The organism is Acidiferrobacter sp. (assembly GCF_054609335.1).
On record NZ_JBTRWP010000028.1, the window covers coordinates 2,907 to 24,725 of the forward strand.

The following is a 21,819-nucleotide window of genomic DNA, read 5'->3' on the forward strand; positions in this document are numbered from 1 at the left end:
CCGCGAATATCGAGTGCCGCAGCGCCGCCCCCCTTCGCCGGGGATGCCTCGTCGGCCGCATCCATGGTTCCCTCCTTGTCTCTTGCGACAGCATATGTCCGCCCCCGACCCGCGACAATGGTCCTGTCCGCGCCGAGCGCAGGAAGATCGCCGATCTATTGTCTTGTCGCGGCGCGACCCTAGGGGGCGGGCAAGGGGCTTGCGTCGTCGCGGATAACACTCCAGCCGGCGAGCGTGATGGGCCCTGTGGTCCGCGAGAAGCTAAAGCCCTGGTAATAGCCGGCGGCGTTGGCGAAGCCCAGCGGGGTCGCGGTGACGAGCGCCGGAACCCCGTTTAGGAGGGTGAGCGGCACCCACTGGTGACCGCGGCGGGTGAAGTACATGCGCTCGTCCATGCGATAATATGGGACCCAGGCGTTGCCCTGCGGGAAGTAGCGCACATCCACGAGGCAGAGGAGCTTGGGTTCCACGCGGCCTGCCACGTAAAATCGGACCACGCGGTCGGGCGGCTGCGGGCCGCTCACGGGACTGCCGGGAACCACGGTCCAGGAGGAGACGGTGAGGCCCGCCACCGGCGCCGGATACTGGCCCGAATGGGCGGGGACCGCCCAAGTGAGCTGCTGGCCCTGGTGCATATGCTCGAGCAGGAGCAGGGGTGGCGTCGATGACCAGAGGTTTGGCAGAAAGCCCAGCAGCCCCACGGCCCCGCGCCAGGAGGAGGCCCGGCGAAGGAGGAGGCGCATTATGGATCTGATTCTCGGACTCATCTTCGGCACCATAGGTTCCGCCTATTTCGTGTACGGGCGCAAGCAGCAGCACGCGATGGCCCTACTCGCGGGTGTGGGCCTCATCATCTTCCCCATGCTTGTCTCAGGGGAAGTATGGCTCATCCTCGGCGGACTTGCCTTCATGGCCCTGCCGTTTGTGGTTTCGATCTAGAGGGACCGGTGATGTCCGCCACAATGCGCGCGAGCGCCGCGTCGGGCGGATCGCCTTCTATGGTGCGTATGTCGCCTGCCGGCGTCCGAAAGACCAGGAAGGGGACACCCTGGGCGCCGGAGGCTTCAAACAGGCGGACGTTATAGAGGAGTGCGCGAGCCACGCGCGGAGTCGCGCGCGCCGGACGCAGTGCCCCGCGCCCGTTACGAAAACCCTGCTCCATGCGCGCCAGTGCCAGCGCCGGGTCCGTGGCCTCCAGCAGGGCCGCGGCCTTCCCGTAACTCGAAAGCGCCAGTATCCCGACGGGTACCCAACGCACGGCAAGCCCCGCGCTCAGGATCAGGGGCTGCAGTGTCTCGTAGAGCTTATGGCAATAGGGGCAGTTGGGATCGAAGAAGACATAGAACCGTGCCGGGCCCACGCCTTGGTGGATGGACTCGGTGTGCCGCAGGAAGGTCCAGAGCGGCCCTTTGGAGAGGTTCGCATGCGCGACTTGGGCCCCCACCAAGAACACGAGGGCCGCGATCACCGCTCTGAGCATCCTGCCTATAATAGGGCCTCCCCTGATCGCCTGCCCCTAGGTCCCGGTCAACCAGTCCCGGGGCTTCAGGTAGATGTCGTAGAGTTCGGCCTCGGGTGAGCCGGGCGCCGGGCGCCAGTCGTAACGAAAACGCACCTCGGGTGGCAAGGACATCAGGATCGATTCCGTGCGCCCGCCGGACTGGAGCCCGAACAAAGTGCCGCGGTCGTAGACTAAGTTGAACTCCACATAGCGCCCGCGGCGATAGAGCTGGAAATCCCGCTCACGCTCGCCGTAGGGTTGATCCCGGCGACGTTCAACGATGGGGACGTAGGCGGGCAGGAAATGATCGCCCACACTCTTTACGAAGGCGAAATCGTGCGCGAAATCACCGCTTTGAATGTCATCGAAGAAGAGCCCGCCGATGCCGCGTGGCTCGTTGCGATGTTTCAGGAAGAAATATTCGTCGCACCAGGCCTTGTAGCGCTCATAGGCGCCGGCCTCGTAGCCCGTGCACGCCGCGCGGGCCGTGGTGTGCCAATGGCGCGCATCTTCCATGAAGCCGTAATAGGGCGTCAGGTCGAAGCCGCCGCCGAACCACCATGTGACAGGGTCGGTGCGGGCCTCGAAGTAGCGCAGATTGCAGTGGGTGGTGGGCGCATAGGGATTGCGCGGATGGATGACAAGCGAGAGCCCCACGGCCTCGAAGGCCGCGCCCGCGAGCGCTGGACGCCCCTTGCTCGCCGAGGGTGGCAGGCCCTCGCCGAAGACGTGCGAGAAATTCACCCCCGCTTGCTCGAAGACCTGGCCGCCGGTCAGGACGCGCGTACGCCCACCGCCGCCCTGGGGGCGTTGCCAGAGGTCTTCGCGAAAGCCGCCGGCGGTCCCGTCGACCGCGGCCAGGGTTAGACAGATGCGGTCCTGCAGATCCTTCAAATAATTCCCGACCTCGACGCGCGGTGTATTCATCGGCGCACCAAGCGCCCGCTGCGGGCATCGCGTATGGGGGTCGGCCGCGCCAGGTGGCCTATGCGACCGGCGAGCACCGCGTCCAGTCCCCGGCCCATGCGTCGGCAGAGTTCACGATGGCTGCGGGCCGGCCGCTCGCGTGCGCGGTTGGCGCTCGTCGAGATCAGCGCCCCGCCGCAGAGGCGCGCAAGCTGCGCGGCCTGCCGGTGCGCGGTGACGCGCACCGCCACTTCGCTATGATGACCGCGTACCGCGGTCGACAGCATGGGGTTCGCCTCCACGAGCCAAGTGTGTGGCCCGGGCCAGGTCGCGCGCGCCTGGGGCGGCAGATCCCGTGCATAGGGGCGCAAGGCCTTGGGGTCGTAGGCGAGCACGATCAGGCCCTTGGCCGCCGGCCGTCGCTTGAGGCGCAATAGGCGCCGCACTGCGCCCATGTTGTGGGGGTCGCAACCCAGCCCGAAACAGGCCTCGACCGCATAGCCCACGACGCCACCTGCGCGCACGATGCGCGCCACGGCCGCCGGGTCGCGTCGCAGGATCCCCGGCCCACTCGCGCTCATGGGCGTGCCCCATAGGGCCTGCGGCCTATGTCGCGGCGATAGAGCGCGCCGTCGAGTGTGATGCCTTGCAGGCGCCGATAGACATGTCCGCGCGCTTCCTCCAGTGTGGCCCCGAGACTCGTAATGCCAAGCACGCGGCCGCCGCTCGAGACGACCTGCCCGTCCTTGTCCTGCGTCCCGGCGTGGAACACCTGGCACTCGGAGTCGGTGGTATCGAGGCCCCCGATGGGATCGCCGGTGCGCGGTGCTGCGGGATAGCCGGGCGCCGCCAGCACGACACAAAGCGCCGGGCGCGGGTCGATCTCGAGGGCTGCTTTACCGAGTTGTCCCGTTGCCGCCGCGTGTGTCAGCGCCACGAGGTCGGACCGCAGTCGCATCATGATGGGCTGGGTCTCCGGGTCCCCGAAACGGCAATTGAATTCCAGCACCTTGGGGCCGTCTCCGGTCAGCATGAGGCCCGCGTACAGGAAGCCGCGATAGTGGTGGCCATCGTCCTTCAGTCCGCGCAATGTCGGCTCGATGATGCGTGCGCGGATCACGGCCTCCAGGGGCGCATCGACCGCCGAGGCCGGTGAGAAGGCGCCCATGCCGCCGGTATTGGGTCCGCGGTCGCCGTCGTCGCGCCGTTTATGGTCTTCCGATGTCGGGAAGGCCACATAGTTGAGGCCGTCGGCCAGCACGATGAAGCTTGCTTCCACACCGATCAGACGTTCTTCGATGACGATGCGCCGGCCCGCGTCCCCGAACTCCCCGTTCAGCATAGAGGTCGCCGCCTCCAGGGCCGTATGTTCCTCTTCCGCCACTACGACGCCCTTGCCGGAGGCTAGGCCATCGGCTTTCACCACATGTGCGCCCGGATGATCCCGCAGATAGCGGGCCGCGGCGGCGATATCGGTAAAGGTTTCATGGCGCGCGGTGGGGATGCGGTGGCGCGCGAGAAACTCCTTCGCGAAGCTTTTCGAGCCCTCGAGCCGGGCGGCGGCGGCCGTGGGGCCAAGACACGCCAAACCGAGCTTTGCGAAGCGGTCGACGATGCCGGCCACGAGCGGGGCCTCGGGGCCTACGATCGTGAGGTCGACGCGCAAGTCTTGCGCGACTGCGATCAGCCCGTCGATATCGGTTGCTTCGACGGGGATGTTACGGACCCCGGGCTCGCGCGCGGTGCCGGCATTGCCGGGCGCGACCAAGACCTCGGAGGCGAGCGGCGATTGCGCCGCCTTCCAGGCCAAGGCGTGTTCGCGTCCCCCCGACCCTACGATCAGTATCCTCATTAGGCGTGCCGAAAGTGGCGCCGGCCGGTAAAGACCATGGCGATGTCGTGTTCGCAGGCGGAGGCGATGACCTCGGCGTCGCGCACCGAGCCACCCGGCTGGATGACGGCGGTCACCCCCGCGGCGGCGGCACTGTCGAGGCCGTCACGGAATGGGAAGAACGCGTCGGACGCGAGCACCGAACCTTTGACGGCAAGGCCCGCCTCCTCCGCCTTCCAGACCGCCACGCGCGCGCTGTCGACCCGGCTCATTTGCCCGGCCCCTATGCCGATTGTGCGCCCGTCTCGGGCAAAGACGATGGCGTTCGATTTCACGAACTGGGCGATACGCCACGCGAAGACGAGATCGCGCGTCTCGTCGGCGCTCGGTCGCCTGCGGCTTACGGGTTCGAGCCTGACTTCGGTCTCGGGCACATCGCGGTCCTGGACCAGCAAGCCGCCGCTCACGCGCCGATAATCGAGCCCGGTGTGCATGGGTTCGGTCATGTTCACGACCAATACCCGGATGCCGGGCTTGGTACTAAGCGCCCGCGCTGCTTCCGGTGTTACCTCCGGGGCGACGATGACTTCGACGAACTGGCGTCCGACGATGAGCAGGGCGGTGGCTCCGTCCAGGGGGCGATTGAAGGCGATGATGCCGCCGAAGGCCGAGGTGGGGTCGGTGGCATAGGCGCGCTCGTAGGCCGCGGACAGGGTCTCGCCGAGGGCGGCCCCGCAGGGGTTGGCGTGCTTTATGATCACGCAGGCCGGTTCTGCGAAGGCGCGCACGCACTCCAAGGCGGCATCGGCGTCGGTCATGTTGTTGAACGACAGGTCCTTGCCTTGGATCTTGGTGGCCTGAGCGATGGATGCGGGACTTGCGTCGGGCGCCTCGTAGAAGGCTGCGCGTTGATGGGGGTTCTCCCCGTAACGCATCGAGAGGCGCTTGATGAAGGTGAGGTTCAAGGTCTCGGGTAGATCCTCGGCGAGGCCAGGTTCTCCGCCCAGGTAACGCGCAATCAGGCCGTCGTAGCGTGACGTGTGTGCGAACACCTTGGCGGCCAATCGTCGGCGGGTCTCGTGCGTGATCGCAGCTGGGTCTTTCAGGGCCTGGATCACGATGCCGTAATCGCCGCTGTCGACCACCACGAGCACGTGCTCGTGATTTTTGGCCGCCGAGCGCAGCATGGCGGGCCCGCCGATATCGATCTGTTCCACGACATCGGCGAACCGCGCGCGCGGATCGCGGCTCGTGCGTTCGAAGGGGTAGAGATTGACGACCAGCAGGTCGATACCGACGATGCCGGCTTCACGCATCGCCGTGCGGTCGGAATCCCGGTCCGGTCGCCCGAGCAGGCCGCCATGCACGCGCGGATGCAGGGTCTTCAGTCGTCCGTCGAGCATCTCCGGGAATTCGGTGTAGGCCGCGACCTCGGTGACCGGTATGTCCGATTGCGCCAAAAGCTTGGCCGTGCCGCCTGTCGAGAGGATCTCCACGCCCGCCTGTGTGAGCGCGCGCGCGAGATCGATGATGCCGGTTTTATCCGACACGCTGATGAGCGCTCTCTTCATAGTAAATCGCTGCCTTGAGTGGGAGATGAGGTGTCCGGACGGTCGACGAGCCCGTAGTTTTGGAGCTTCTTGCGTAACGTGTTGCGATTGATGCCGAGGATCTTGGCCGCCTGGCACTGGTTATGGCCGACATGGCGCATGACCGTTTCTATGAGGGGGGCCTCGACCTCGCCTATGACCGTTTCATACAGGGACGTCCCGGGGCACTGGCCGTTCAGGTCCGCGAAATAGCGTTCCACGGCCAGCCGCACACAGCCTGCGAGAGGTCCTCGGCCCGCCCTTGCCGGTTTGTCGTCGCTCATGCCGCGATTCCCGCGAGCCCTTGCCCGAAAAACTCTTCCAGGAGACGGCGTTGTTCCTCGACCGTGCCCGCCTGGTTCACGGCGTGCCGGAAGGCGCCGCCGCCTGCGAGCCCTTTGCTATACCAACCGATATGCTTGCGCGCCACGCGCACCCCCGTGTGTTCGCCGTAGAATGCGTAGAGCGTCTCCAAATGTCCCATCAGGACGGTGTACAGCTCCGCGCGGCTGGGCGGCGCGAGTTTTTGGCCGGTCTTCAGGTAATGGTCGATTTCGCGGAAGATCCAGGGCCGCCCTTGGGCTGCGCGTCCGATCATGAGGCCGTCGGCGCCGGTGGCGGCGAGCACCGCCCGCGCCTTTTCGGGGGTATCGATGTCGCCGTTGGCGATCACCGGAATGCGGACCGCAGACTTGATGGCGGCGATGGTTTCATACTCGGCCTCGCCCTCGAAGAAGCACGATCGCGTGCGCCCGTGGACTGCGAGCAGCGCCACCCCGCAGGATTCGGCGAGCTGCGCGATCTCGACCCCGTTGCGATGGTCCCGATCCCAGCCGGTTCGGATCTTCAGGGTCACGGGCACGTCCACGGCCGAGACCACCGCCGTGAGGAGTCGCGCCACAAGCGTCGGGTCGCGCAGGAGCGCCGAGCCCGCCATGACATTGCAGACCTTCTTGGCCGGACAACCCATGTTGATGTCGATGATCTGCGCGCCGTGGTCGGCATTGTAGCGCGCGGCATCGGCCAACATCGCGGGGTCCGCGCCCGCGATCTGGATGCACTTGGGCTCCGGCTCCCCCTCATGGTCGGCACGCCGACGCGTCTTTTCCGAGCCGTAGAGCAGCGACTGCGAGGTCACCATTTCGGAGACCGCCATGCCAGCCCCCAGCGTCCGGCAGAGGATGCGGAAAGGCCGATCCGTGACACCCGCCATGGGCGCCACGAAGAGCGTATTCTTGAGCGTGTAGGGTCCGATCTGCATGCGTCGCGTCCGGGAAGCCGGACATGATACCGAGAAAAGGGTCGCGCGGGGAGACCTATCGTTTTCCGGTCGAAAAGAGTGTGAGCTTGTAGCCCGCCGCTTGCGCCGGGATGCGCAGGGTGAGCCGTACTCTCGCCTGCCCCCCAGGTCCCAGGGTGGACCTCGGATGGCGCAGGAAGGTGCTTGCGGGGAAGCCGGCGCGGGCGATCCGTGCACCACTTGCGTCGAGCAGGGTCACCGCCAGATGCGGCACGGTTTGGGGGAAGTCGGCGGTGTTTTCGAGGCGCGCGCGAATACGCAAGACGTGGCTTGCGCCGATGAGACGCACCTCGGGGGCCAGAAGTCGAAAGCGACCGGGCGCCGCCGGGTGCGCGAGCCCACACGCCAGCGCCCGACAGACAATGTGAATCACGGGCCGGGTCATGGCCATGCGCGTGAGCGGCTGGCGCGCCGCGTACAAGGCCTGGACGGCGAGACCCGCCGCGAGAAGTCCGGCGGCCACGGCGAATGGCCAGCGCCTGCGCCTCGGGCTACTTGCGGTCTCGCCCGCCGCCTCGTCGAGCCGATAGACGTCGGCCTGAAAAACCGCCCCGCATTCCCCGCAGCGCACCGCCCCGCCACAGACCTCCAGGGCCTCGCCCTCGACCCGGAAGAGCGTGCGGCACGAGGGGCACTGGGTCAGGATCATGCGCCGCGCCTGCCGTGCAAGAGGATCCAGCCCTCGTCTTCGGCGGCCGCGAGGTGGAATTCGGGGAACGCGGAAGCGACGGTCGCGGCTTGATCGGGTAGGATCCCTGAGAGCGCTAGGCGGCCGCCGATCGCCGTGGCGCGTGTGAGGGCCGCGGCCTGCGCCATCAAGGGCCGGGCCAGGACGTTGGCCACCACGAGGTCGTAGGGGCCATCATCGGGTGTGAGTGTCGGCGCGATGCGCAGTCGGTCGCCCACCGCGTTGCGACGCGCGTTGTCTTCGGTGGCCGAAAGCGCGAGCGGATCGATGTCTACGCCGAGCGCCGTGTCGGCACCTAAGCGCAGCGCCGCGATGGCCAGTATCCCCGATCCGCATCCGAAATCGAGAACATGGGCGCGAGCCTCGCGGCCCTCGCGCAGGGTCTGGGCGAGCCATTGGAGACAAAGTCGCGTGGTCGGGTGGGTGCCGGTGCCGAAGGCGAGCCCCGGGTCCAGATGGATGGCGAGACGCCCGGCCGGCGCGTCCTCGGCCTTCGGATAGATCCAGAGCCCCTCGGCCACAGGAAACGCCTGCCAGTCGCGCGAGGTAAGCGCCCCCCATCCCTCGTCGGCCACCGAGTCGCGCGCAAGGTCACGGACCTCGTCGGCCACGATCTCGCACGCAAAGCGCGCCGCCGCCTCGCTTGCAAAGAACGCGGCGATGCGCGTGGTCGGCCAGTAGCGCGGTTCGGCGGCCAAGCCCTCATCGTAAAAGGCGGGCCCTCCAGGTGCCTCTTCGAAGGCAATCGCATAGGCCCCGGCGGCGTCGAGGAGTTCTGCCAGTAGCTCCACGCGGGACCCGGGGGCGCTGCACGAAAGTCTCACGCTCAAAGCGCGGTCCTTACGCCTTCAGGCGTTCTTCGAGGTAATGGATGTCGACTGGACCGGCCTGGAAGAGCGCATCGTTCAAGAGGAGATGATGGAGCGGGATGTTCGTTTTGATGCCATCCACCACCATCTCGCTCAAGGCGATGCGCAGCCGCGCCATGGCCACCCCGCGGTTGTCTCCGTAGGCCACGACCTTGCCGATCATGGAGTCGTAGTACGGGGGCACCACATAGTTGTTATAGACGTGCGAATCGACGCGGATGCCCGGTCCGCCCGGTTGATGGTACTGGGTGATGCGTCCAGGCGAGGGCATGAAGTTCGTCGGATCCTCGGCGTTGATGCGGCACTCCATGGCGTGCCCGCGCATCACGATGTCCTCCTGTCGGTAGCGCAGGGGCTCTCCCGAGGCGATCAGGATCTGCTGCTGCACGAGGTCGATCCCGGTCACAAACTCGGTGACGGGATGTTCGACCTGGATGCGTGTGTTCATCTCTATGAAATAGAACCGGCCGTTCTCGTAGAGAAACTCGAAGGTCCCCGCGCCGCGATAGCCGATGCGCCGACAGGCCTCAACGCAGACCGCCCCCATCCGCTCGCGCATTTCACTCGAGACCCCGGGTGCCGGGCATTCTTCGATCACCTTCTGGTGGCGCCGCTGGAGCGAGCAGTCGCGCTCTCCGAGGTGGATGGCGTGTCCGTGTTCGTCGGCCAGGACCTGAAACTCAACGTGCCTGGGTTTTTCCAGGTACTTCTCCATATAGACGACGTCATTATTGAACGCCGCCTTGGCCTCCGCACGGGTGAGCGCAACCGAGCTCAACAGCGCCCCTTCGGAATGGACTACGCGCATCCCCTTTCCGCCCCCGCCCCCCGTCGCCTTGATCAACACCGGGTAGCCGATATCCCGCGCGATGGCGAGCGTGCGGGTCTCATCGTTGTCGAGCGGCCCGTCGGAGCCGGGCACGCAGGGGACGCCGGCCTCCTTCATGGCGCGGATCGCCGAGATCTTGTCCCCCATGAGCCGGATGGTCTCGGGGCGCGGACCGATGAAAATAAACCCGCTTTGTTCGACGCGTTCGGCGAAGTCGGCGTTCTCGGACAGAAAGCCGTAACCGGGGTGGATGGCGACCGCGTCGGTCACCTCGGCGGCGCTTATGACCGCCGGTATGTTGAGATAACTCTTGGCGGCCGCCGCGGGCCCGATGCATACGGACTCATCCGCCAATCGCACATACTTGGCGTCGCGATCGGCCTCGGAATGGAGCGCCACTGTCTTGATGCCGAGCGTCCGGCAGGCCCTTTGTACGCGCAGGGCGATTTCCCCGCGGTTGGCGATGACCACCTTGTCGATCATGGCTGCTATTCGATAACGAAGAGCGTTTCGCCGTACTCGACGGGTTGGCCGTTTTCCTTGAAGATGGCCTTGACCACGCCGGCGCGATCCGCCTCGATTTCGTTGAGCATTTTCATCGCCTCGATGATGCAGAGCGGATCACCGATGTTCACGGAGGTGCCGACCTCCACGAAGGGCTGGGCGTCCGGCGAGGGCGCCCGATAAAAGGTGCCGACCATGGGTGAGGTGATGGGATGGCCGCTCGGTATGGACCGCCCGCCGGTAGGCTCGGGGGTCGCGGCAACGGCTGATAGGGGAACGGCTGGCGCGGGGGCGGGCGCAGTCATGGTCATGGTCGGGATCGGCGCGGCTGACGAGCCGCGGCTGATGCGGATCGACTCCTCGCCCTCTTTTATCTCGATCTCGCCCAGGTGGGACGCCTCGAGCATTTCGATCAGCTTTTTGACTTTGCGGATATCCACGGGATATTTACCTAAGATTGCACATGGGAAATGGCAGCCATCAGGGCGAGTTCGTAGCCCAGGGCGCCAAGCCCGCTGATCGTGCCGAGCGCGATGTCCGAGAAATAGGAGCGGTGACGAAACGGCTCGCGGGCGTAGATGTTCGAAAGGTGGACTTCGACGAACGGTAGAGCAACCGCCTCCAGGGCATCGCGCAGCGCCACGCTCGTGTGGGTGAACGCCGCGGGATTGAAGACGATGACGCGGGTGCCGTCGGACGCGGCCTCGTGGACGCGCGTGATCAGCTCATGCTCGGCGTTGCTTTGCATGAACGCGATGCCATACCCCATGTCGGTGGCCAGGGCCGCCAGACGCTCCTCGATCACGGCAAGGGTTTCGGCACCATAATGGTGCGGCTCGCGCGTACCGAGAAGATTGAGATTAGGGCCGTTAAGTACGAGCAGCTCAGCCATGAGTTTTCCGCCGGGACGTCCCCGGTGCGCGCATTGTGCCCGTGTCGTCCGTTTTTGTCCAGTTACCTGCTTTTCGACGCAGTTCCCGGCAAATCACTGTCTCTTGAAAGCGGTCGCAACCGCCGCCCTAAGCGTCCCGCGAGTGAAAGCCCCCAATTGGCCGGTCAAGATGCGTCCGTGCGCGGTCACGAGCAGGCTAAAGGGGATCGCCCCCTGCATATCCCCGTACTGGGCCAGCATCTCCAGCCCTTGCTCGCCGCCCAACAGGATCGGGTAAGAGATGTGGTGGGCGCGGACGTAGCGCGCGACCTTCTGTTTGCGGTCCAGGGCGATGCCCACGACCACCAGGCCCTGCGCCCGGTCGGCCTTGGCTGTGCGTATGAGCAGTGGGATCTCGGCCCGGCACGGCGGGCACCACGGGGCCCAGAAGTTCACGAGATAGACCTTGCCCGGCCAGTGGTCGAGCGATCGCGTTTTGCCGGCGAGGTTCGGTAGGCTGAAGTGCACGCGTACCGCGTGCCGGGCCTGCGGATGCGGATGCGGCTTAGCTCCGGTGTAACGTCCCAATCCGAAGCCTACGGCGAGCGCCGCGATCAACCCTACCGCCCAGATGGCATGAATGCGGCCTCTCATATCGCCTTCACCGCGCGCGCGAGAGCGGCAAGCGCCCGCGGCCCCTTGTAACCATAAAAGTCTTTTTGTCGCAAAGGTCGCCCTCGTGCCGAGAAAAACAAGACCGCGGGTGGCCCGAGAATGCCGAACTTGCGCTTCAGGGCGCGGGTCGCCTTCGTATTGTGGGTCACGTCCGCCTCGATCAACATAAACCCGCGCAGGGCACTTTGGACCCGCCTGTCGGGGAAGGTCTCGCGTCGTAGCCGTGTGCAGTCTACGCACCAGCTGGCCGAAAAGTCGACTAGCGCGGGTTCATTCAGGCTCGCGGCCCGCGACAATTCGTGCTCGAGCGCAGCGAGCGACTCCACTTTGTGGAAGGTGAGCGTATGCCCCCCGGTCTTGGTGACGCCCGCACTTCGGAAGGTGAGCGGCTGTAGCGGATCCCTGTTGCCTTGCAGGCCGCCCACGAGCGACAAGGCGCCCCACACCAGCAGTACGACGCCGAGACCCGCGCGCAATTTCTGAAGCCCGCTCGCCCCCGGCGCCAAGCGCCCCCCGCCGAGATAGACCCCAACCCCGATGAAGAGCGCGCCCCATAAGAGCAGCACTGGCACATGCGGCAGGAGCCCGAGGAGATAGATGGCGACCCCCAGCAGCAGCACCCCGAAGGCGTACTTCACGGTGTGCATCCAGGGCCCGGCCTTCGGCAGCAGGTAGCCCGCCCCGACGCCCAACGCGATCAGCACGATGCCCATGCCAAGCGCCATGCTGAACATGATCGCGGCGCCCAAGGGCGCGCTATGGCTCGATATGGCCACGGCGAGCGCCGATACGAGCAGCGGCGACACGCAGGCGCCGACCACCAAGGCCGACAGCAGGCCGAGGACGTAGGCGCCCGCCAACGACCGGCCGTTGCCGCCACCGGTGCGCGCGACTACACGACTTTGGATGAAGCTTGGCACCTGCAGGGTGTAGATATCGAACAAGGACAGCGCCATGAGCACGAACAAGGCGCTCAGTAAGCCGATGCCCCAGGCGTTTTCAAAGTAGGCCTGGAGCTGTTCGCCCGTGGCCCCCGCCAAGGCGCCCGCGCCCGCATAGGTGGTGGCAGTGCCGAGCACGTAGGTCGCCGAGAGCAAGGCGCCCTGCCTCTTTGTCAGCCGCTCTTGTCCGCGACCGACCAGCATGCCGGACAGGATGGGGATCATGGGCAGGACGCAGGGGGTAAAGGTGAGCAGGAGACCGATCCCGAAGGCGCTCACGATCGCGAAGAGCCAAGTCCTGACGTTCGGGCCGGTCGCATGCGGGGCAGGCATGGAGGATGCGTTCTCCACCGCCGGGGGTGCGGCGGCTGACGAGGCCGCGCCGCTCAAGGTCGCGGATTGGGTCGGGAGCCGGACCTGCAAAATATGCGTGACCGGCGGATAACAGATGCCGGCGGTTGCACATCCCTGATAGTGCGCGCTCACTGTGAGCGACTGGCCGGTATGGGCCCCCGTGAGTGGCAAGGGGAGGGTAAAGGACTTTTTGTAGATGATGATGGTGCCGAGGACGCGGTTTTTTTCCACCGTACCAGGTGGCATGGCCACGGGTCCCAGGGTTACGCCGTGCCGTGGCGACAGCAGCGTGAAGTGGATCTTGTCGCGGTAGAGGTAATAGCCATGGGCAATGCGAAAGCGGGCCTCGAGGGCGTCTTTGGTGGGTGCCGTCAGGGTCAGGCGGTAGGCCTGGCTGCGCTCCAGGAACGGCTTCTGCCGGTGGCTGAAGAAGGCCTTGAAGGCGGCAAGCGGCCCTCCCTGGGCCATCGCCTTGCCGGGGGTCGCGACCAGCAAGGCCACGACCGCAACGCTAAGCGCGCAGAGCGCCTTCAAGCCATCGCAGGTAGGGCGGATAGCCGCGAGCGACGGGGACCGCCAGGATCTCGGGGACTTCGTAGGGGTGCAGGGCGCGCAGGCGCCGTTCCAATTCATCATAAAGGTCTGTCGTCGTTTTCATGATCAAAAGCGTTTCCGTGGCGGTCTCCACACGTTCCCGCCAACGGTATATAGACTGGACGGCCGCGAGTTGGTTGACGCAAGCCGCCAGTCTTTCATTCACGAGGGCCTCTGCGATCGCAGTCGCGGAGGCCTCGGGACAGGTACAAAAAACGATCAGGGCCTCTCTGGGCACGGTCTCGCCTCGTGGTGCGCCTCGATCGGCGCGGCGCGCGGAACTCCCCGCCGATTCGCGCATCTGAACCTATTCACGCACCGTGGTTCAAGTCGGCCCCAGCGTCTCGCGATACCGGCGCACGAGGGGTCGGGGGCCCTTGGGGCCCGGCAGGTCGCGCGGGCGGCTCGGATTCTTATACCATAGCTTCTTACCGTCATCCGGAATAGCCTAGTGCATGAGACCTCGTTTTCCCTCACTACCCGGCCCGGCGTTGTCATCCGTGGCCGGGCTCTCGACCTAGGCTACGGCCCGGTTGGACTGTTCTTGCATGGCTTTCGTTCCCACTGTGATGGCGAAAAGGCCCAGGCCCTGGTCGCTCATGCCCGCGAGCGCGCCTATTCGTGGGTGCGTTTCGATCTGGCCGCGCACGGCGCATCGAGCGGGGTGCTCGAAGAGCAGACCGTCTCGGGATGGCTGGAAGATGCCTTGGCCGTGGCCGAGCGCACCGCGCCGCGTCCGCTCGTTCTGGTGGGCTCGAGCCTCGGCGCATGGCTTGCGGTCGCCATGGCCCGCGCGCGCCGCGTCCCGGTCGCGGGGCTTGTCTTGCTCGCCCCGGCCTTCAATTTCCTGCAGCGGTACTATGCGAGCTTCTCGGAGGATCTGCGTCGCCAATGGCGGGCCGACGGCTATCTGGCGCTACCGGACCTCTATGCGCCCGCCGGCACCGTGTATCGGCTCGGCCATCGACTGATCGAGGACGCCGATGCGCATGACGTCTTGTCGTCGCCTATTACCCTCCCCTGCCCGCTGACCATAATCCACGGCGAGCAGGATGATGTCGTTAGGCCCTCCGTGAGCGAAGCCTTTCTGCGTCATGTGCGCGCGCCCGCCAAACGTCTGATTATGATTCCTGGGGGCGACCACCGCTTGACCGCAGCCATCCCGCGGATTCTCGAAGAGGTGGATGCCTTGTGGCCACGCGCAGATCGGGCGGCGGAGGCCAGCGCATGATCAGACGGCTGCTGCGCTTTGTAGTTTTTCTGCCGCTGATCGAGGTCGTGGTGATCGTGCTCGTATGGCGTGCGATCGGACCGTGGTGGACGCTCGCCCTGCTCGCGGCGGGCCCGATCGCCGGACTTGCGCTTTTACGTCTCTCGCCTGTGCGCACTTTTGGCCATGTGCGCGCGGCCCTTTCGCAGGGACGCCTCCCGGACGATGCCGTCTTGGGGGGCGCGGCCCTGGGGTTTGCCGGCCTGCTGTTGTTGTTCCCGGGATTCCTTTCGGACTTTCTGGCGCTCGTGCTCTTGATCGGGCCTGCGCGCCGCGCGCTGCGGCGTCCGCCCAATCCGCCACCACCTACCGTCCGCGACCCGGATCGCGAGCCTCTCGAGGGCCGGTTTCGCTCGTACCGCGATTAGGTCGGACTTGACAAGGCATCAGCCTTGTTTATGATTGGCACTCATTCGGACAGAGTGCTAGCAAACACGGCTGTTCCCAGTTATCGCGGTTTCTTAAGAGTAAGGAGATTCCTATGAAAGCGCAGCCTCACTCACAAACAGGAGAACTTAGTATGAATATTCGCCCCCTGCACGACCGTGTGATCGTGCGCCGCCTGGAAGAAGAGCGGAAGTCCGCCGGCGGCATCGTGATTCCCGATACGGCCAAGGAGAAGCCGATCCAGGGCGAGATCGTGGCCGTAGGTAAGGGCAAGATCCTCGAGAACGGCGAGGTCCGTCCTCTCGACGTCAAGGTCGGTGACAAGATCCTTTTCGGCAAGTATGCAGGGACCGAGGTCAAGGTCGGCGCCGAAGAGCTTCTCGTCATGCGCGAAGAAGACGTAGTCGCGATCATTGACGGCAAATAACGAACGCTTAAAGAGAGGGAAGAATCATGGCAGCTAAAGAAGTCTTATTCGGTGATAGCGCACGCATCCGTATGCTGCGTGGCGTCAACATTCTGGCCGACGCGGTGAAGGTCACCTTGGGGCCCAAGGGCCGCAATGTCGTGCTCGACAAGTCGTTCGGCGCCCCCACGATTACGAAGGACGGCGTCTCGGTCGCGAAAGAGGTCGAGCTCAAAGACAAGTACGAGAACATGGGCGCGCAGATGGTGAAGGAGGTAGCCTCGCAGACCTCTGATATCGCGGGCGACGGTACTACCACCGCAACCGTGCTGGCGCAGGCCATTTTGCGCGAGGGCTTGAAGTCGGTGGCGGCCGGCATGAACCCGATGGATCTGAAGCGCGGTATCGACAAGGCCGTGGTGGCGGCGGTCGAGGCCTTGAAGAAGATCTCGCGTCCGTGCTCTGACCATAAGGAGATCGCCCAGGTGGGCACCATCTCCGCGAACTCCGACGGCTCGATCGGCAAGATCATCGCCGAGGCTATGGAGAAGGTTGGCAAGGAGGGCGTGATCTCCGTCGAGGAGGGGTCGGGCCTCGAGAACGCCCTGGAGATCGTCGAGGGTATGCAGTTCGATCGCGGCTATCTGTCGCCTTACTTCGTGAACAAGCAGGACACGATGACGGCCGACATTGAGAACCCCTACATCCTGATCTACGACAAGAAGATCTCCAACATCCGCGAACTCCTGCCGATCCTGGAAGGTGTCGCCAAGGCCGGCCGGCCGTTGCTGATCATTTCCGAGGATGTCGAGGGCGAGGCGCTCGCAACCCTGGTCGTGAACAACATCCGCGGCATCCTGAAGGTGTGCGCGGTCAAGGCCCCGGGCTTCGGCGATCGTCGCAAGGCGATGTTGCAGGATATCGCGATCCTGACGGGCGGCCAGCTCGTGTCGGACGAACTCGGCATGACCCTGGAAGCGGCCACGATCGACATGTTGGGCCAGGCCAAGCGCATCCAGGTCAGCAAGGAAAACACCACCATCATCGATGGCGCCGGCAACTCCAAGGACATCGAGGCGCGCGTCAAGCAGATCCGCGCCCAGATCGAGGAGGCCACTTCCGACTACGATAAGGAGAAGATGCAGGAGCGGGTTGCCAAGCTCGCCGGTGGCGTCGCCTTGATCAAGGTCGGGGCGGCCACCGAGGTGGAGATGAAAGAGAAGAAGGCGCGCGTCGAAGACGCCTTGCACGCGACCCGCGCGGCCGTCGAGGAAGGCGTGGTGCCGGGCGGCGGTGTGGCCCTGATCCGGGCCCTGCAAGACATGAAGGTCAAGGGCGACAACCACGATCAGGAGGTGGGCATCCAGATCGCCCGCCGCGCGATGGAAGAGCCCTTGCGCATGATCGTCATGAACGCCGGCCTCGAAGGCTCGGTGGTCATGAACAAGGTGGCCGAGGGCAAGGGGAGCTACGGCTTCAATGCGGCTACCGGCGAGTACGGGGATATGCTGAGCATGGGCATCCTCGACCCCACCAAGGTCACGCGTACCGCGCTGCAGAATGCAGCCTCGGTCGCCGGCCTCATGATCACCACCGAGGCCATGATTGCCGAGCTCCCGCAGGACGAGAAGGCGGCTGCGGGCGGTGGCGGCGGCGGCATGGGCGGCATGGGTGGAATGGGCGGCATGGACGGCATGATGTAAGCCGACCGCTCTTCAGAGTGGTGGGGCAGGGGCCGCAAGGCCCCTGCCCTTTTTTACGTCCGCAAGCCCAGGCGGCGGACGAAGCGCAATGGCATCTTCTGCTATGCTTGCGCCTGTGCTCATGACGGCGCGACGAGCGGGGCTGACCTTTCCGCCACGGGGCTGGCATGGCTCGGGAGGCTCTCATGGGAGTGCGCAAGACGGGGACGTGGCTACGCAGGGCCCGCATAGCGGGTGGCGGGGCCTTGGTCGTCGCCTACTCCGCGATTTCGTATCGCTCGAATGTGGCTGGACACGCGGGCACGCTTGGCGTGTTGTTCGCGTTCGCGCCGCTGCTCGCGCTGTCACTCGGCGCGGCCTGGCGGGGGCGTCCGCGCCTGCTGTGGCTCGCGCTCTGGGCCATGGCCTGTGGAGGCCTTTGGCACGACCGTGCCCTGATCGCGGCCCATTACGCATGGGCCTACCTCGTCGAGGACGTAGGTATGCTGACGCTGCTCTGCAGCTTTTTTGCGCGCACGCTTGCGCCCCCGCGCGTGCCGCTTATCTCGCGCTTGTCCGAGCTTGTGCATGGCTCCCTGAGCCCGCGGCTTGCACACTACACGCGGCGCGTGACGCAACTTTGGGCGGCGCTTTTCGGTGTCATGGCGATTGTTTCCGTCTTTCTCTTCCTTGTGGCCGGTGTCCGTGTCTGGGGTTTCTACGCCAATGTGCTCACCTGGCCCATCATGGCCCTCGTGTTCATCGGCGAGTACCTGGTCCGTCGGCGCGTCATTCCCGCGCAGGAGCGGGCAGGTTTTCTGCAGGTCGTCTTCGCAGGCAGTCGTTACTGGCGGCATCTGGTCGACACCGATCCCCGTGAGCCGTCCTTGCATGGGCGGGCCGGGCGATGAGCGCCACCGCGCTCGTCCAGGCCACCGATCCGGCCGCCCTGTTCGCCTTCTATGACGGCGCGCCGCGCTCCGTGGCGCAGTTTCTGCGCGACGTGTCGCGTGTCGCGGGCTTGCTGCCCCCGACGGGGCCTGTCTTGAATGCCTGCAGCGATCGCTATCATTTTGCCGTAGGTCTCGGTGCCGCCCTGGTCGCGGACCGGATGACCGTTTTGCCGGCCGCCTATGCGGCCGAGACGATCAAGGCCCTACGCGCACGCATGCCGGATCTGTATGGCTTGAGCGACGGGGATCTCGATATCGCTCTGCCCCTGGTGCCCTTTCCCCGACTCGACCCCGAGGCCCCCGCCGGGTCCCTGGTCCCGCCCATGCCGCACATCCCCTCCGGGCGCCAGGTGGTCATGGTCTTCACTTCGGGTACGACGGGCACCCCCGCCGGTCACGTCAAGACCTGGGGTTCGCTCGTCGCGGGTGCCTACGCCGAAGCGGATCGCTTGGGGCTTAGCGGTGGCGCCGCCTGGTCGTTGGTCGCGACTGTGCCGCCCCAGCACATGTACGGACTCGAGTCGTCGGTCATGTTGGGCCTGCACGGTGGCGCGGTACTCCACGCGGCCCGTCCTTTTTACCCCAAGGACATCGCCGAAACGCTGGCGTCGGTTCCGCGCCCACGCCTCTTGGTGACCTCGCCGGTCCATCTCCGGGCGCTTTTGACGAGCGCCGTGGCCACCCCGCCGCTCGATGCGATTCTCTGCGCGACCGCGCCCCTGCCCCTGGCCCTCGCCGAGCAGGCCGAGGAGCGTCTGGGGGCGCCTTTGTACGAGATCTACGGGGCGACGGAGGCCGGCCAGATTGCGAGTCGCTGCCCGACACGCGAGGAGGATTGGCGGCTCTTTCCCGGCCTCGTCCTGGAGCCGCGGGGCGAAGGCTTTATCGTGCATGGCGGTCATGTGCAGACCCCCGCCCCCTTGAGCGATATCATCGAGCCCGTGGGCCCGGCATCCTTCCGGTTCCATGGTCGCGGCGCCGACATCGTGAACGTGGCCGGCAAGCGCAGCTCCATCGCTTTTCTCGAGCAGCAGTTGCTTGCCGTCCCGGGTGTGCTCGATGGCGCCTTTTATATGCCGGACGAGGATTTCGCGGGCCCGGTCGCCCGTCTGACGGCCTTCGTGGTGGCCCCCGGCCTGAGCTGTGCCGCCATCGAGGCCGCGTTGCGCACCCGCATCGACCCGGTGTTCCTGCCCCGACCGCTGATGCTCGTGGATGCCCTGCCGCGGCTTGCGACGGGCAAGCTGCCCCTGGAGAAGCTCCGCAGGCTCCTCGCCTCTAGCGCCCGTGACGTCGGTCAGGGACATGGCTGAGACCGTCCGTCTTCTGTTCCCCGCGGATCATCCGGCCTTCCCCGATCATTTTCCGGGAAACCCTGTGGTGCCAGGCGCCCTGCTCATCGACGAGGCCCTGACCGCCTTGGCTGCGCGCCGCGGCCTCCCCTACGAGGCCCTCGAGGTGCGCCACGCGAAGTTCGTCCAGCCGGTGCGCCCCGACCAGGATGTCGAGGTCTCTTGGGAGGATGTCGGGGCCGGGCCCCTGGACGTGAGGCTGCACGGGGCGGGCGGGACCGTGGCCGCCTTTTCCGTGAGCACAAGGGGCCCGGTCATGAGCGAGTGCGCCGACCCTCGCTTGGATGCGGTACAAGCTCGGGTGTCGCGCGCGCAGATCCGCCCCCTGCTCCCGCACGGTGATCGCATGTGTCTACTCGCCGCGGTGCGCGCTTGGCACGCCGAGGGCATCGAAGGTCTCGCCGTAAGCCATCGTGACCCGACCAACCCCCTCCGCGCCCGCGACCGCCTGGGCGCCGCTTGCGCGATCGAGTACGCGGCGCAGGCGATGGCCGTTCACGGCGCGCTTGGCGCACGTGGCCCCTCGCAACCGGGGGGCGCTTTGCTCGCGGTGCGCGATACCCATTTCTTTGTCGCGCGCCTGGATGATATCGAGGAGACGCTCGTGATCGACTGTCGCGCCTTGGCCCAAGACGCCCGCGGCGCTATGTATCGTTTTCAGGTGGGCACGGCGACCCGGCCGCTGGTATCCGGGCGCGCCACCGTGCAGTTCGTCGCCCCCACGGGCCTTGGCCATGCCGGCCAGGCTTAGCGCCAGGGTTGCGGGCCCGCCGCGCGCGCTCGTGACCGGCGCGAGCGGCGCCATAGGTACGGCGATCTGCCGTCGCTTGGCCGCCGACGGCTGCCTTGTCATCTGTCACGCCTATAGCCACCCGGATGAGGCCGCGCAGCTCGTCTCCGAGTTGAAGAGTGCTGGTGCCAACGCGAGCTTATGTGTGTTTGATGTCGCTGATGCCCGCGCGACGGCCGATGCGCTCGCCCCGCTGCTAGCCGAGGCGCCCATCCAGGTGCTCGTTCATAACGCGGGCGTCCACGCCGACGCGGTCCTCGCCGGCATGACGTTCGAGCAATGGCGCCGCCCGCTCGATGTCGCCTTGGACGGCTTCTTTCATGTCGCCCGCGCGCTGCTCTTGCCCATGATACGGACCCGCTGGGGGCGCATCGTGAACGTTACCTCGGTCGCCGGGCTGCTCGGTAACCGCGGTCAGGCCAACTATGCCGCGGCCAAGGCCGGGCTGCACGCCGCCGGCAAATCCCTGGCGCTCGAGGTCGCAAGCCGCGGCATCACCGTCAACGCCATCGCCCCCGGCATCATCGCCACGCCCATGAGCCAGGTCTTCGGGCCCGACGATATCGCCCGCCTCGTGCCCATGGGGCGCGCCGGCGAGTGTCACGAGGTTGCGGATCTGGTGGCCTTTCTGGTCTCCGATCAGGCCGCCTATATCACCGGGCAGGTCATATCGATCAACGGCGGCATGATCTAGACCCGCTGCGGCGGCCTAGCCCGCGCGGAATACGATAGAGCAGACCCAGAAGCAGACGTATGTGCATGCTGGTGAGAAGTACGTTGTCGCGCACGTAGTGGAAGTGCGAGACGCCGCCATTGGCCTTGTCCGGATACCGCACCGGGGCCTCGATATTGAGTGCTCGAACTCCCGCCCAGAAGAGACGCACGGCGGCCTCCGGATCGAAGTCGAAGCGGCGCATGGTGCGGCGCGGGGCCATGATCCGCAAGAGGGGCTCGATCGGATAGATGCGAAACCCGAAAAGCGAATCCCCGATATGGCGGCCGCAGGTCTCGAGGTTCACGCAGGCGTTCGACAGGCGTCGCCCATAGACCCGTACCCGGGGCGCATCGGAGGCAAACACCGGCAGGCCGAGGATCATGGCGTCCGGATTCGATTGCGACGTCTCCATGAATGTCGGTATGAGTCCCGCCGGGTGTTGGCCGTCAGAGTCCATGCATAGGACATGCGTATACCCATAGGCTTGGGCGCGTTCGAGGCCCAAGAGCACCGCCGCCCCTTTGCCACGATTGCGGGTCTCGGTGATGACGAGTAGGCCGGCGTTGCGGCGCGCCATATCGGCGAGCCCCTCGGCGGTTCCGTCCGTGCTGCCGTCCACGACTACCCAGACAGGGGCCCAATGCCGCAAGGCCTCGGCCACGGTCTCATAGACCTTGGGTCCGGGGTTGTAGCTTGGGATCAGTACGAGATGTGTTGCGGAAGGGCTTGGCATCAGTCTGCTGAAATAGTCAACGGGTGGCAGCGCATTCGGCGACCGACATTGGGCGACGAAAGGATCAGTTTGCGGTCCG

The 21,819-nt window shown here is 65.9% G+C and carries 26 protein-coding genes; 9 read left to right on the top strand and 17 right to left on the bottom strand.

Annotated features, from left to right (window positions below; translation table 11 throughout):
• Window positions 1-179 precede the first annotated feature (179 nt).
• Window positions 180-743 carry a hypothetical protein gene (locus ACYCTF_RS08845; RefSeq protein ID WP_461283868.1) on the bottom strand — a complete coding sequence of 188 codons (564 nt, stop codon included), beginning with the start codon at window positions 741-743 and terminating at the stop codon, window positions 180-182.
• Window position 744: 1 nt separating this feature from the next.
• Between ACYCTF_RS08845 and ACYCTF_RS08850 the strand changes: the two genes are divergently transcribed.
• Window positions 745-939: a hypothetical protein gene (locus tag ACYCTF_RS08850; protein WP_461283867.1), complete on the top strand. Its 195-nt coding sequence runs from the start codon at window positions 745-747 to the stop codon at window positions 937-939.
• Here ACYCTF_RS08850 and ACYCTF_RS08855 read toward each other — a convergent pair.
• The 15 genes from ACYCTF_RS08855 to cutA all read right to left on the bottom strand — a co-directional run bounded on the left by ACYCTF_RS08855 (window position 908) and on the right by cutA (window position 13,753).
• Window positions 908-1,468: a thioredoxin fold domain-containing protein gene (locus tag ACYCTF_RS08855; RefSeq protein WP_461283866.1), complete on the bottom strand. Its 561-nt coding sequence runs from the start codon at window positions 1,466-1,468 to the stop codon at window positions 908-910. The genes ACYCTF_RS08850 and ACYCTF_RS08855 overlap by 32 nt on opposite strands.
• 48 nt (window positions 1,469-1,516) lie before the next feature.
• Window positions 1,517-2,428 (bottom strand): oxygen-dependent coproporphyrinogen oxidase, encoded by a 912-nt coding sequence (gene hemF, locus ACYCTF_RS08860; RefSeq protein ID WP_461284790.1) that lies wholly within the window; start codon window positions 2,426-2,428, stop codon window positions 1,517-1,519.
• The gene (locus tag ACYCTF_RS08865; protein WP_461283864.1) at window positions 2,425-2,988 is read right to left on the bottom strand and encodes an L-threonylcarbamoyladenylate synthase; all 564 of its coding nucleotides are present in this window, start codon (window positions 2,986-2,988) and stop codon (window positions 2,425-2,427) included. Before ACYCTF_RS08865 ends, hemF begins: the two co-directional genes overlap by 4 nt.
• On the bottom strand, window positions 2,985-4,259 hold the full coding sequence (purD, locus tag ACYCTF_RS08870; RefSeq protein ID WP_461283863.1) for a phosphoribosylamine--glycine ligase: 1,275 nt from the start codon (window positions 4,257-4,259) through the stop codon (window positions 2,985-2,987). Before purD ends, ACYCTF_RS08865 begins: the two co-directional genes overlap by 4 nt.
• On the bottom strand, window positions 4,259-5,809 hold the full coding sequence (gene purH / locus ACYCTF_RS08875) for a bifunctional phosphoribosylaminoimidazolecarboxamide formyltransferase/IMP cyclohydrolase (RefSeq protein WP_461283862.1): 1,551 nt from the start codon (window positions 5,807-5,809) through the stop codon (window positions 4,259-4,261). The genes purD and purH overlap by 1 nt, the downstream gene beginning before the upstream one ends.
• Complete coding sequence (locus ACYCTF_RS08880) at window positions 5,806-6,111, bottom strand: helix-turn-helix domain-containing protein (protein ID WP_461283861.1); 306 nt, start codon at window positions 6,109-6,111, stop codon at window positions 5,806-5,808. Before ACYCTF_RS08880 ends, purH begins: the two co-directional genes overlap by 4 nt.
• On the bottom strand, window positions 6,108-7,088 hold the full coding sequence (gene dusB, locus ACYCTF_RS08885) for a tRNA dihydrouridine synthase DusB (RefSeq protein WP_461284791.1): 981 nt from the start codon (window positions 7,086-7,088) through the stop codon (window positions 6,108-6,110). The genes ACYCTF_RS08880 and dusB overlap by 4 nt, the downstream gene beginning before the upstream one ends.
• 55 nt (window positions 7,089-7,143) lie before the next feature.
• Window positions 7,144-7,776, bottom strand: a complete 633-nt coding sequence (locus ACYCTF_RS08890) for a zinc-ribbon and DUF3426 domain-containing protein (protein WP_461283859.1) — start codon at window positions 7,774-7,776, stop codon at window positions 7,144-7,146.
• On the bottom strand, window positions 7,773-8,639 hold the full coding sequence (locus ACYCTF_RS08895; protein ID WP_461283875.1) for a 50S ribosomal protein L11 methyltransferase: 867 nt from the start codon (window positions 8,637-8,639) through the stop codon (window positions 7,773-7,775). The genes ACYCTF_RS08890 and ACYCTF_RS08895 overlap by 4 nt, the downstream gene beginning before the upstream one ends.
• A 16-nt stretch (window positions 8,640-8,655) precedes the next feature.
• On the bottom strand, window positions 8,656-9,996 hold the full coding sequence (gene accC, locus ACYCTF_RS08900; RefSeq protein WP_461283858.1) for an acetyl-CoA carboxylase biotin carboxylase subunit: 1,341 nt from the start codon (window positions 9,994-9,996) through the stop codon (window positions 8,656-8,658).
• A gap of 5 nt (window positions 9,997-10,001) precedes the next feature.
• Window positions 10,002-10,457 (bottom strand): acetyl-CoA carboxylase biotin carboxyl carrier protein, encoded by a 456-nt coding sequence (accB, locus tag ACYCTF_RS08905; RefSeq protein WP_461283857.1) that lies wholly within the window; start codon window positions 10,455-10,457, stop codon window positions 10,002-10,004.
• Window positions 10,458-10,468: 11 nt separating this feature from the next.
• Window positions 10,469-10,909 carry a type II 3-dehydroquinate dehydratase gene (aroQ, locus tag ACYCTF_RS08910; protein ID WP_461284792.1) on the bottom strand — a complete coding sequence of 147 codons (441 nt, stop codon included), beginning with the start codon at window positions 10,907-10,909 and terminating at the stop codon, window positions 10,469-10,471.
• 93 nt (window positions 10,910-11,002) lie between these two features.
• Window positions 11,003-11,542, bottom strand: coding sequence for a TlpA disulfide reductase family protein (locus ACYCTF_RS08915; protein WP_461283855.1), 540 nt, complete (start codon window positions 11,540-11,542; stop codon window positions 11,003-11,005).
• Window positions 11,539-13,392, bottom strand: a complete 1,854-nt coding sequence (dsbD, locus tag ACYCTF_RS08920) for a protein-disulfide reductase DsbD (protein ID WP_461283854.1) — start codon at window positions 13,390-13,392, stop codon at window positions 11,539-11,541. The genes ACYCTF_RS08915 and dsbD overlap by 4 nt, the downstream gene beginning before the upstream one ends.
• Window positions 13,370-13,753, bottom strand: coding sequence for a divalent-cation tolerance protein CutA (gene cutA / locus ACYCTF_RS08925; RefSeq protein WP_461283853.1), 384 nt, complete (start codon window positions 13,751-13,753; stop codon window positions 13,370-13,372). Before cutA ends, dsbD begins: the two co-directional genes overlap by 23 nt.
• Window positions 13,754-13,903: 150 nt before the next feature.
• On the opposite strand from cutA, the gene ACYCTF_RS08930 reads away from it, so the two are divergent.
• The 8 genes from ACYCTF_RS08930 to fabG all read left to right on the top strand — a co-directional run bounded on the left by ACYCTF_RS08930 (window position 13,904) and on the right by fabG (window position 20,986).
• Window positions 13,904-14,683 carry an alpha/beta hydrolase gene (locus tag ACYCTF_RS08930; RefSeq protein WP_461283852.1) on the top strand — a complete coding sequence of 260 codons (780 nt, stop codon included), beginning with the start codon at window positions 13,904-13,906 and terminating at the stop codon, window positions 14,681-14,683.
• Window positions 14,680-15,090, top strand: coding sequence for an FxsA family protein (locus ACYCTF_RS08935; protein WP_461283851.1), 411 nt, complete (start codon window positions 14,680-14,682; stop codon window positions 15,088-15,090). The genes ACYCTF_RS08930 and ACYCTF_RS08935 overlap by 4 nt, the downstream gene beginning before the upstream one ends.
• A gap of 152 nt (window positions 15,091-15,242) precedes the next feature.
• Complete coding sequence (groES, locus tag ACYCTF_RS08940) at window positions 15,243-15,536, top strand: co-chaperone GroES (protein WP_461283850.1); 294 nt, start codon at window positions 15,243-15,245, stop codon at window positions 15,534-15,536.
• Between the two features lie 26 nt (window positions 15,537-15,562).
• Window positions 15,563-17,218 (top strand): chaperonin GroEL, encoded by a 1,656-nt coding sequence (groL, locus tag ACYCTF_RS08945; protein ID WP_461283849.1) that lies wholly within the window; start codon window positions 15,563-15,565, stop codon window positions 17,216-17,218.
• A 185-nt stretch (window positions 17,219-17,403) separates the two neighbouring features.
• Window positions 17,404-18,108 carry a COG4648 family protein gene (locus tag ACYCTF_RS08950; RefSeq protein ID WP_461283848.1) on the top strand — a complete coding sequence of 235 codons (705 nt, stop codon included), beginning with the start codon at window positions 17,404-17,406 and terminating at the stop codon, window positions 18,106-18,108.
• The gene (locus tag ACYCTF_RS08955; RefSeq protein WP_461283847.1) at window positions 18,105-19,463 is read left to right on the top strand and encodes an AMP-binding protein; all 1,359 of its coding nucleotides are present in this window, start codon (window positions 18,105-18,107) and stop codon (window positions 19,461-19,463) included. Before ACYCTF_RS08950 ends, ACYCTF_RS08955 begins: the two co-directional genes overlap by 4 nt.
• Complete coding sequence (locus ACYCTF_RS08960) at window positions 19,456-20,253, top strand: hypothetical protein (RefSeq protein WP_461283846.1); 798 nt, start codon at window positions 19,456-19,458, stop codon at window positions 20,251-20,253. Before ACYCTF_RS08955 ends, ACYCTF_RS08960 begins: the two co-directional genes overlap by 8 nt.
• Window positions 20,237-20,986: a 3-oxoacyl-ACP reductase FabG gene (gene fabG / locus ACYCTF_RS08965; RefSeq protein ID WP_461283845.1), complete on the top strand. Its 750-nt coding sequence runs from the start codon at window positions 20,237-20,239 to the stop codon at window positions 20,984-20,986. Before ACYCTF_RS08960 ends, fabG begins: the two co-directional genes overlap by 17 nt.
• Here the strand turns inward: fabG and ACYCTF_RS08970 are convergent.
• On the bottom strand, window positions 20,967-21,740 hold the full coding sequence (locus ACYCTF_RS08970; RefSeq protein WP_461283844.1) for a glycosyltransferase family 2 protein: 774 nt from the start codon (window positions 21,738-21,740) through the stop codon (window positions 20,967-20,969). The two genes, fabG and ACYCTF_RS08970, sit on opposite strands and share 20 nt — an antisense overlap.
• Window positions 21,741-21,819: the final 79 nt, after the last annotated feature.

Excerpts from the sequence above, each read along its gene's own strand:
- ACYCTF_RS08845 (WP_461283868.1), bottom strand. The coding sequence starts at position 743 with ATGCGCCTCCTCCTTCGCCGGGCCTCCTCCTGGCGCGGGGCCGTGGGG.
- ACYCTF_RS08850 (WP_461283867.1), top strand. The coding sequence starts at position 745 with ATGGATCTGATTCTCGGACTCATCTTCGGCACCATAGGTTCCGCCTAT.
- hemF (WP_461284790.1), bottom strand. The coding sequence starts at position 2,428 with ATGAATACACCGCGCGTCGAGGTCGGGAATTATTTGAAGGATCTGCAG.
- ACYCTF_RS08865 (WP_461283864.1), bottom strand. The coding sequence starts at position 2,988 with ATGAGCGCGAGTGGGCCGGGGATCCTGCGACGCGACCCGGCGGCCGTG.
- purD (WP_461283863.1), bottom strand. The coding sequence starts at position 4,259 with ATGAGGATACTGATCGTAGGGTCGGGGGGACGCGAACACGCCTTGGCC.
- purH (WP_461283862.1), bottom strand. The coding sequence starts at position 5,809 with ATGAAGAGAGCGCTCATCAGCGTGTCGGATAAAACCGGCATCATCGAT.
- ACYCTF_RS08880 (WP_461283861.1), bottom strand. The coding sequence starts at position 6,111 with ATGAGCGACGACAAACCGGCAAGGGCGGGCCGAGGACCTCTCGCAGGC.
- dusB (WP_461284791.1), bottom strand. The coding sequence starts at position 7,088 with ATGCAGATCGGACCCTACACGCTCAAGAATACGCTCTTCGTGGCGCCC.
- ACYCTF_RS08890 (WP_461283859.1), bottom strand. The coding sequence starts at position 7,776 with ATGATCCTGACCCAGTGCCCCTCGTGCCGCACGCTCTTCCGGGTCGAG.
- accC (WP_461283858.1), bottom strand. The coding sequence starts at position 9,996 with ATGATCGACAAGGTGGTCATCGCCAACCGCGGGGAAATCGCCCTGCGC.
- aroQ (WP_461284792.1), bottom strand. The coding sequence starts at position 10,909 with ATGGCTGAGCTGCTCGTACTTAACGGCCCTAATCTCAATCTTCTCGGT.
- ACYCTF_RS08915 (WP_461283855.1), bottom strand. The coding sequence starts at position 11,542 with ATGAGAGGCCGCATTCATGCCATCTGGGCGGTAGGGTTGATCGCGGCG.
- cutA (WP_461283853.1), bottom strand. The coding sequence starts at position 13,753 with ATGCGCGAATCGGCGGGGAGTTCCGCGCGCCGCGCCGATCGAGGCGCA.
- ACYCTF_RS08935 (WP_461283851.1), top strand. The coding sequence starts at position 14,680 with ATGATCAGACGGCTGCTGCGCTTTGTAGTTTTTCTGCCGCTGATCGAG.
- groES (WP_461283850.1), top strand. The coding sequence starts at position 15,243 with ATGAATATTCGCCCCCTGCACGACCGTGTGATCGTGCGCCGCCTGGAA.
- groL (WP_461283849.1), top strand. The coding sequence starts at position 15,563 with ATGGCAGCTAAAGAAGTCTTATTCGGTGATAGCGCACGCATCCGTATG.
- ACYCTF_RS08950 (WP_461283848.1), top strand. The coding sequence starts at position 17,404 with ATGGGAGTGCGCAAGACGGGGACGTGGCTACGCAGGGCCCGCATAGCG.
- ACYCTF_RS08955 (WP_461283847.1), top strand. The coding sequence starts at position 18,105 with ATGAGCGCCACCGCGCTCGTCCAGGCCACCGATCCGGCCGCCCTGTTC.
- ACYCTF_RS08960 (WP_461283846.1), top strand. The coding sequence starts at position 19,456 with ATGGCTGAGACCGTCCGTCTTCTGTTCCCCGCGGATCATCCGGCCTTC.
- fabG (WP_461283845.1), top strand. The coding sequence starts at position 20,237 with ATGCCGGCCAGGCTTAGCGCCAGGGTTGCGGGCCCGCCGCGCGCGCTC.
- ACYCTF_RS08970 (WP_461283844.1), bottom strand. The coding sequence starts at position 21,740 with ATGCCAAGCCCTTCCGCAACACATCTCGTACTGATCCCAAGCTACAAC.